Raw genomic sequence first — 8,055 nt, 5'->3', positions numbered from 1 at the left:
TGCAAGCAACGATACGCGGCACCCCGGCCACTGACGCTGTCGCCACCGACATATGCGCCGAGGCCACCATCGGAAACTTGCCGCCAGGCACATAGCAGCCCACTGATTGAACGGGGACGTTCTTATGCCCAAGGATCACACCCGGCATCGTCTCGACCTCGATATCCAACATGGAATCGCGCTGCGCTTGGGCAAAATTCCGCACCTGCTCCTGGGCAAATTTGATGTCGTCCAGCTCGCGCGGCGTCAGCTCGGCGATCAGCGCATCGATCTCATCTTGAGTGAGGCGAAAGCTCTCGGGTGTGTAATTGTCGAATTTTGCCGCCAAATCACGGACCGCCGCATCACCCCGTGCTTGGATATCCGCCAGTGTCGTCTCAACCACGGCGCGGGTCTTGGCGTCATCTTCCGCGCGTTCAGTTTCGGGCTTTCCCCGCTTGAGATATTCGGCCATGTCGCCTCCCCCGTGTTCAGTATCGGGGGACAGCATAGCAAGCGTTCAGCGCCTCTCAAGCGAATTTTGCATACGATTGCAATAACCACATCTTAGACCATCACAGCAAGGATTGCATCTTCGATCTGACGCAGGTTCTGCGGTTCGGAAAACCGATGATCCGCACCTTTGACCAGCGTCAATTGCACATCCGGCCCGTCGATATGATCCAGCAACCGCAACGCGGTTTCGCGACTGACGGCGGTGTCTTCCGTGCCCTGCATCAATCGCACCGGAAATGGCATGTGCAGCCGAGATCGCAGGACAAGGTTCTTGCGTCCATCTTCGATCAGGCGACGGGTGACGATGTATGGATCGCCATAATCCGACGGCAAAGCGACCTGTCCATCCTCCATAACCTGACGCCGCTCGTCTTCAGAGAACCCGGCCCAGAACCCATCTTCGGTGAAATCCGGCGCGGCGGCGATGCCGACAAAGCCCACAACATGGGCCAAGCGTTGCGTCATAAGCGATGCGATCCAGCCGCCCATCGACGATCCGACCAGAACCACCGGCCCGGCGCATGTCGACTCGATTACCGCCTGCGCATCACGCGCCCAGTCGCCAATGCAGCCCTCTTCGAACATACCGTCTGACACACCGTGGCCGGAATAATCAAACCGCAGAAAAGAAAAGCCATTCAGCTTGGCCCACGCTTCCAGATGCACCGCCTTGGTGCCTTCCATGTCAGATTTATACCCCGAAAGGAACACGACTGTCGGGCCATCACCTTCGGTCTTGGCATAGGCCAGTCGGTGCCCGTTAGGTCCGTCGATATGCTGAATGGATGTCACGTGCGCCTCCAAATCTGTTTACGAAGACTTTACGCAAAGCGCGCTGGAACCCAATAGGCATCCTAGCCCTTTTCGACCTCATCCAACCGCAAGGCCAAGACACCCCCGATGAGTGACAAAAGGGCAAACCCGGTCAAAGACGCTACCGGTCCGGCCAAGGCCAAGACACCACCGAAAGCGCCGGTGATCAGCAACAACACCCCAATCGCAGTGTTGGCCAAGGCGGCATAAGAAGACCGCGCATCTTCGGGGGACATATCGACCAGATAGACTGATCGCGCTGACCGGACGCCTTGGTAAGACAGCATAAAGAAAAATAGGATTACCGGGATCACCCAAACCGTTGTTGCAACGCCGCTCAGCTCTGCGAAAACGGCCAGCCCGGCAAACACCGCCGCCAGAAGACCTGACAGGAACAGGACCCTGCGCGATGATCGGTCCGACAAACGGCCCCAGACATAACTGCTGACAAAGGCCGCAGCCGCTGAAGCCAATAGCAAGGCGCCAAGACCCTGCAACGCCGATTGCCCTCCCCCGAGCAAAACGAAATAGGGCGGCGCCAACGCAGTAACCGTCAGCAGCCCACGGACCAGAATGAATAGGCGAAACTGTTTGTCTTCTTTCAAGGGTGTGAAATCGACACGGGTGTCTTCGGTTTCCTCGGACACCGTTTCCTCAAGCCGGGAAAACAGCATTGCCGCCAAGGCCCAAAGCCCTGCGGCAATGGCGATTGCGATGATCACCGGCGTCACGTCGCGAAGCAGACCCGAAATCAATAAGCCCGCAAAGATCAAAACCGCAATCGACGCAGTGGAGCCGGCGACCCCGGTCACAGCACCGCGCCGGGTTTTCTGCACTGTCTTGCCCAAGATATCCTTGTAACTGACGGAACACGCCGCCCGCGACACTGCCAGCACCGCCAATGCGCCACAGAGCGCCAACCCGGCGGCAAACCCTTCCATGGTCAGCGCAATCAGCACAATGCCCAGCGCAGCGATCCCTTGTCCTGCCGATCCAATAACCCAAGCCCATTTGCGATGCGCCATTGACTGAACCCATCCAGCCATCAGGATTTGAGGCAACAACGCCCCCGCCTCTCGGATCGGCACCAATAGGCCGGTCAGCGCAGCAGGTGCACCAAGCGCACCGGCCAGCCAACTGAGCACAAGTTTCGGGTCGATCAATCCATCCGCCACCTTGGTCATTGACAGGCTGACCATGTGGCGCAACCCGTTGCGTGCTTCGCGATCGTGCACGTCTTCGTCGGCGCCGGTGATGCCTTCATAGGCGTCGGTAACGGGGTGATTCATGAATCAGGTCCTGTGGTTGTGAGCAACCGCAGGCAAACGCATAAGGCAAGGAAACAGTTCCGCCTTACACTGGATAGCGCGGGCGGCGTCCGCCCGCCGCTTGGTTAACCACCGATATAGGCGCCGCTTTTGGGGCGGTAAAAGTTCTTCTGATTGTGCAAACGCCCAAGCAGATCGTTGATCCGCTTCATCGACGCATCAACTTCGCGGGTGTTTTCACAAGGCTGCATTGGGTCCGCATCCTGATCGATCACGGCGGTGTTCAGCGACCGCTTTGTGGTCCGCAGCGCGTCCTCGATCAGTTCCATGTCATCGACGGTCAATTCGAATTTCGTATTGTAACCGGGCATTGTCTGCTCCCCCGTGTCGCGTGACGTCAAAAGTTTCCGATAGTGGAATGTCGCTATACATAGCAATTACGTCGCTTTCGTCCATAGCGAAAACAAAGATTAACCCATTGTTTATAAACGTTTTCCAATAATACATTGGTATACCACGCAAGAATCTTTCGCGACCAAGTCAAAAAGAGGCGACTCACCGGGTCGTTTCAGACCTTCCACATCTTGACCTACTCCTGCCCCCCTGCCAAAAGCCGCGCACGTACATAACCCGCAACCGGGCGTTCCGTGGGCGCCAAACTGACGAGGAGCTGGGCCAATGAGCCAGATTTCCCTGACCTTCCCCGATGGCAATGCACGCGATTACGACGCGGGGGTTACCTCTGCCGAAGTCGCCGAGAGCATTTCCAAATCGCTATCCAAGAAAGCCATTTCTGCCACCGTGAATGGCGCGCATTGGGATCTGCAATGGCCGATCCCGGCAGACAGCAGCATCGCCATCAACACGATGCAAGACGACGCACCGGCGCTCGAACTGATCCGGCATGACCTTGCGCATATCATGGCTCGCGCCGTGCAGGAGATTTGGCCCGACGTCAAAGTCACCATCGGCCCTGTGCGCGACAATGGCTGGTTCTACGATTTTGACCGCGCAGAACCCTTCACGCCGGAAGACCTTGGTGCAATCGAAAAGCGGATGAAAGAGATCATCAACGCCCGCGATGCCGTCCGCACCGAACTGTGGTCGCGTGACAAGGTCCGCCAGCACTACACTGACAACAACGAGCCCTATAAGGTCGAAATCCTCGATAAGATCCCCGAGGGCGAAGACATTCGCATGTATTGGCATGGTGAATGGATGGATCTGTGCCGTGGCCCGCACCTGTCGCATACCGGTCAGGTGCCAGCCGATGCGTTCAAGCTCATGAATGTCTCGGCCGCGTATTTCCTTGGCGACAACACCCGCCCGATGCTCCAGCGCATCTACGGTGTGGCATTCAAGAATCGCGATGACCTGAAAAAGTACCTGACCTTCCTTGAAGAGGCCGATAAGCGCGATCACCGTCGGCTGGGCCGAGAGATGAACCTTTTTCACATGCAGGAAGAGGCCCCCGGTCAAATCTTCTGGCACCCGAACGGCTGGCGCATCTACACCATGCTGCAAGACTATATGCGTCGCAAACAGACCACCGGCGGCTATGTCGAGGTCAATACACCCCAAGTGGTGGATCGCAAATTGTGGGAGGCGTCGGGGCACTGGGACAAGTACCAGGAACATATGTTTATCGTCGAAGTTGATGAAGAACATGCCCGCGAAAAAGCGGTCAATGCGCTCAAACCAATGAATTGTCCCTGTCACGTCCAGATTTTTAACCAGGGATTAAAGTCTTACCGCGATCTTCCATTGCGTATGGCCGAATTCGGTTCGTGCAATAGGTATGAACCTTCTGGGGCCTTGCACGGCATCATGCGTGTGCGGGGATTCACCCAGGACGATGCCCACATTTTCTGTAGAGAGGACCAGATCGAAGATGAAACAAAACGCTTTATCGACTTCCTATCAGAAATCTACACCGACCTTGGCTTCGAAAGCTTCAAGGTCAAATTCTCAGACCGTCCGGACACCCGTGCCGGATCGGACGAGGTCTGGGACAAGTCCGAAGCAGCCCTCAAGGCGGCCACGGCTGCCGCAGGTTGCGAGTTCGAGTTAAATCCAGGCGAAGGCGCGTTTTACGGACCCAAGCTTGAGTTCGTTTTAACCGATGCGATTGGACGCGACTGGCAGTGCGGCACCCTTCAGGTGGATTTCGTACTGCCAGAGCGGCTTGACGCGACCTATATTGGTCAGGACGGCAGCAAACATCGCCCGGTCATGCTGCACCGTGCGACACTTGGGTCGTTCGAACGGTTCATCGGGATCCTGATCGAAGAACACGCCGGCAAGCTGCCATTTTGGCTGGCCCCACGTCAGGTCGTTGTCGCCTCAATCGTGTCCGAAGCAGATGACTACGTCCACGAGGTCGTGGCAGAGTTGACCAAAGCCGGTGTGCGGGCCGAAGCCGACATCCGCAACGAAAAGATCAATTACAAGGTTCGCGAACATTCGGTTGGCAAGGTGCCTGTGATCCTGGCCATCGGCCACCGCGAGGTTGAGGAACGCACGGTCACCGTTCGGCGCCTGGGCGAGAAGCAAACTTCTGTAACATCAATGGCGGATATCGTGAGCAGCCTTAAGGAAGAGGCGACTCCACCCGACCTTTTGTAACATTCCTGCGCTGGAAACTTTCAAAAAGGCCCCGTATTGTTACGGGGCCTTTTCTATTTCTCTGAAAACAAACAAAAAATCAGCGTGACTTGCCTCACTGAACGTCACGCACGCGTGAAACACACCGCCGTGAATAGCGCGACAGGCTGACGCGGGGCATTGTCGGTACATCGACGGGGCAGACGCATCGTCGAACGAGTTCAAACAGTAAAGTAACCTAAAAGGATCATCCTCATGTCGAAAACACTCAAAACCGTTGCGATCGTCGGTGCCGTCGCTGCAAGCCTTGCCGCACACACAACAACAGCTTCCGCACAAGCCAAGGAAAAGTGCTTTGGTGTTTCCCTTGCCGGTCAGAACGACTGCGCAGCAGGCCCGGGCACAACATGCGCCGGCAGCTCGACCGTTGATTATCAGGGCAATGCATGGACACTTGTTGACGCTGGCACATGCGCTGACATCGAACTGCCCGCGATGGCAGACGGCTCCGAGCGTATGGGTTCGCTTGAAGCGATGGAACGCGACCTGCCGCAGGGCTAAAGTTCTGGGTGCGTCGGGCATTGGTCCGGCCACCCGCACCAAACTCCGTAGGCCGGGCCTCTGCCCGGCTTGCACCAGAAGGACACCGCCATGCCTGACGCTACCTCCGCTTTTCCGCATTTGCCCGCCCTGCCCGGCGTTGGCTATAAGGCGCAGCATTTCAGTGACATTCTGAACGATCCGAGCCCGGTAGGTTGGCTCGAAGTGCATGCCGAGAATTACATGGGCCAAGGCGGTCGCCCCTTGGCGCAGTTGCGTGTCCTGTCCGAACGATTTCCAATTTCCGTGCACGGTGTTGGCCTGTCCATCGGCGGTGAAGGCCCGTTGGACGCGGATCACCTTGACCGGTTGAAGCACCTTTGCGATTGGCTCAACCCAGCGAGCTTTTCTGAGCATCTGGCGTGGTCGACTCATGACAGTCATTTTCTCAATGACCTGCTGCCCCTGCCGTACACAGCCGCCACGCTGACCCGCGTTGCCGATCATATTGACGAAGTGCAGACCAAGCTGGGTCGCCGGATGCTGCTGGAAAACCCATCATCTTATCTGGCATTTGCCGAAAGCACGTGGTCAGAAACCGATTTTCTGGCCGAGATCGTGCGCCGTACCGGCTGCGGCCTGCTGCTTGATGTGAACAACGTGTTCGTGTCCGCCACCAATCTCGACTATTCGCCACAAGGCTATATCGACGCCTATCCACTTGACGCTGTTGGAGAAATCCACCTTGGCGGCCATGATGAAGACGAAGATGACCATGGCGCCCCCTTACTGATCGACAGCCATGGCCGCGAAGTGGTGGACCCGGTCTGGTCGTTGCTCGATTACACCCTCGCCAAATCAGGCCCGAAACCTGTGCTTGTTGAGTGGGACACCGATGTGCCCGATTGGCCTGTGCTGGCGGACGAGGCGCGCCGCGCGTCACAATCCCTGACGCGCGTGTTGGCATGACCGATCAAACCGCCTTTCACAGCGGGCTGTTGAACCCTGCGGCCCCGATCCCCGAGGGATTGACGGATGGCCACGACCAACCTGCAGGGCGGCGTTATGGCGTCTACCGCAACAACGTCACCGTGTCCCTGCGTGAGGCATTGGCCGAAGGATTTCCGTCGCTTGTCGGCCTGATCGGACGCGAGAATTTCGACCACGTGGCCCGCGCTTATCTGCGGCAGTCGCCGCCAACCTCACCGCTCATGATGCACTATGGCGCTGGCCTGCCCGATTTCGTGGTCACGCTCGAACAATTGGCGCATCTGCCCTACCTCGCGGATGTCGCGCGGATCGACGTGGCGATGCGGCAAAGCTACCACACCGCCGATAGCACTGGGATCGAGCCGACCGCCTTGCAGGCGCTGGACGAAGACACGTTGCTGGCGTCCACCTTCGATTTCGCCCCATCAATGATCCTACTGCGGTCGCAATGGCCTATCGGGTCGATCTGGCATTACACGCTGCGCAATGGTCCAAAACCCACAGGCGCTGCACAAGACGTATTGATCCTACGCGCCGAATATGACCCAGAGCCGTTCCTCCTCGGCAGTGGTGCGGGTGACGTTGTGCAGGCGCTGCAGAACGGAACACCCTTTGGTGCGGCGCTTGAGACGGGAGGTGACGGGTTTGACCTTGCTGCGCTGCTTAACCTGTTGCTGACACAAAATGCGATAACCGCCCTGAATCACTGATTTTCTCAAACCGAAAGACCGCCGCCATGGACCGCCTGACTTTTCTGCACAATTCGCTGTTTTCCACGATCGAACGTATGTTCGACGGTCTGGTCCCCCTGCTTGCGCGGTTCGTCTTTGCGGCGACATTGCTGATGTATTTTTGGGCTTCTGCACTGACAAAACTGGGCGACGGCGTCATGGGTATCTTCATCCCGTCCACCGGGGCCTATGCGCAGATCTTTCCCAAGCAGATGGAAGCCGTCGTCTATGACGTTTCGCAGCTTGGCGTTTTTCACTGGGCAGTTGTCGTTGCTGGCACATGGGCTGAGTTCATCCTTCCACTGCTTATCGTGATCGGGCTTTTCACGCGTTTGGCTTCCGTTGGAATGATCGGCTTTGTCGTCGTGCAATCACTGACCGACCTTTACGGCCACGGCGGCATCGCTCACGCGGAAACACTGGGCGCATGGTTCGACAAGGTGCCGGACAGTGTCATCCTTGATCAGCGGGCGTTCTGGATGCTCATTCTCGTCACGCTGGTGATCAAAGGAGCGGGTGCACTGTCGCTTGACCGTATCCTGTCGCGGCAAATCCTCGGTTCGCCCGTCACGGCCTGACCCCTTGCACCTTTGGCACTGACCGTTATCTGTGTC

9 protein-coding genes are annotated in these 8,055 nt (G+C 57.4%); 5 read left to right on the top strand and 4 right to left on the bottom strand.

Annotation, left to right across the window (positions count from 1 at the left end; genetic code table 11):
• The 4 genes from ACTG4M_RS11915 to ACTG4M_RS11900 form a co-directional block, all read right to left on the bottom strand.
• Positions 1-454 (bottom strand): histidinol dehydrogenase (locus ACTG4M_RS11915; protein ID WP_439123883.1); only part of this gene is annotated, 454 nt, incomplete at its 3' end.
• Positions 455-546: 92 nt separating this feature from the next.
• The gene (locus tag ACTG4M_RS11910; RefSeq protein WP_439123882.1) at positions 547-1,287 is read right to left on the bottom strand and encodes an alpha/beta hydrolase; all 741 of its coding nucleotides are present in this window, start codon (positions 1,285-1,287) and stop codon (positions 547-549) included.
• Between the two features lie 62 nt (positions 1,288-1,349).
• Positions 1,350-2,597, bottom strand: coding sequence for an MFS transporter (locus tag ACTG4M_RS11905; RefSeq protein ID WP_439123881.1), 1,248 nt, complete (start codon positions 2,595-2,597; stop codon positions 1,350-1,352).
• Positions 2,598-2,701: 104 nt separating this feature from the next.
• Positions 2,702-2,947, bottom strand: a complete 246-nt coding sequence (locus ACTG4M_RS11900) for a hypothetical protein (protein ID WP_439123880.1) — start codon at positions 2,945-2,947, stop codon at positions 2,702-2,704.
• A gap of 307 nt (positions 2,948-3,254) precedes the next feature.
• Here ACTG4M_RS11900 and thrS point away from each other — a divergent pair, with 307 nt between their 5' ends.
• The 5 genes from thrS to ACTG4M_RS11875 all read left to right on the top strand — a co-directional run bounded on the left by thrS (position 3,255) and on the right by ACTG4M_RS11875 (position 8,019).
• Positions 3,255-5,201, top strand: coding sequence for a threonine--tRNA ligase (gene thrS / locus ACTG4M_RS11895; protein WP_439123879.1), 1,947 nt, complete (start codon positions 3,255-3,257; stop codon positions 5,199-5,201).
• 234 nt (positions 5,202-5,435) lie between these two features.
• Positions 5,436-5,741 (top strand): BufA1 family periplasmic bufferin-type metallophore, encoded by a 306-nt coding sequence (locus tag ACTG4M_RS11890; protein ID WP_439123878.1) that lies wholly within the window; start codon positions 5,436-5,438, stop codon positions 5,739-5,741.
• Positions 5,742-5,831: 90 nt separating this feature from the next.
• On the top strand, positions 5,832-6,689 hold the full coding sequence (gene bufB / locus ACTG4M_RS11885) for an MNIO family bufferin maturase (protein WP_439123877.1): 858 nt from the start codon (positions 5,832-5,834) through the stop codon (positions 6,687-6,689).
• Positions 6,686-7,420, top strand: a complete 735-nt coding sequence (locus tag ACTG4M_RS11880) for an HvfC/BufC family peptide modification chaperone (RefSeq protein WP_439123876.1) — start codon at positions 6,686-6,688, stop codon at positions 7,418-7,420. The genes bufB and ACTG4M_RS11880 overlap by 4 nt, the downstream gene beginning before the upstream one ends.
• A gap of 26 nt (positions 7,421-7,446) precedes the next feature.
• Positions 7,447-8,019, top strand: a complete 573-nt coding sequence (locus tag ACTG4M_RS11875) for a DoxX family protein (protein ID WP_439123875.1) — start codon at positions 7,447-7,449, stop codon at positions 8,017-8,019.
• The last annotated feature ends 36 nt before the right edge of the window (positions 8,020-8,055 follow it).

The sequence above is a fragment of the Marivita sp. genome (genome assembly GCF_965656765.1).
GTDB lineage: Bacteria > Pseudomonadota > Alphaproteobacteria > Rhodobacterales > Rhodobacteraceae > Marivita.
This window is presented reverse-complemented; position numbering and strand designations above follow the sequence as displayed.

What these genes read in the sequence shown, in the direction of transcription:
- ACTG4M_RS11880 (WP_439123876.1), top strand. Translation starts at nt 6,686, where the DNA reads ATGACCGATCAAACCGCCTTTCACAGCGGGCTGTTGAACCCTGCGGCC.
- thrS (WP_439123879.1), top strand. Translation starts at nt 3,255, where the DNA reads ATGAGCCAGATTTCCCTGACCTTCCCCGATGGCAATGCACGCGATTAC.
- ACTG4M_RS11875 (WP_439123875.1), top strand. Translation starts at nt 7,447, where the DNA reads ATGGACCGCCTGACTTTTCTGCACAATTCGCTGTTTTCCACGATCGAA.
- bufB (WP_439123877.1), top strand. Translation starts at nt 5,832, where the DNA reads ATGCCTGACGCTACCTCCGCTTTTCCGCATTTGCCCGCCCTGCCCGGC.
- ACTG4M_RS11890 (WP_439123878.1), top strand. Translation starts at nt 5,436, where the DNA reads ATGTCGAAAACACTCAAAACCGTTGCGATCGTCGGTGCCGTCGCTGCA.
- ACTG4M_RS11905 (WP_439123881.1), bottom strand. Translation starts at nt 2,597, where the DNA reads ATGAATCACCCCGTTACCGACGCCTATGAAGGCATCACCGGCGCCGAC.
- ACTG4M_RS11900 (WP_439123880.1), bottom strand. Translation starts at nt 2,947, where the DNA reads ATGCCCGGTTACAATACGAAATTCGAATTGACCGTCGATGACATGGAA.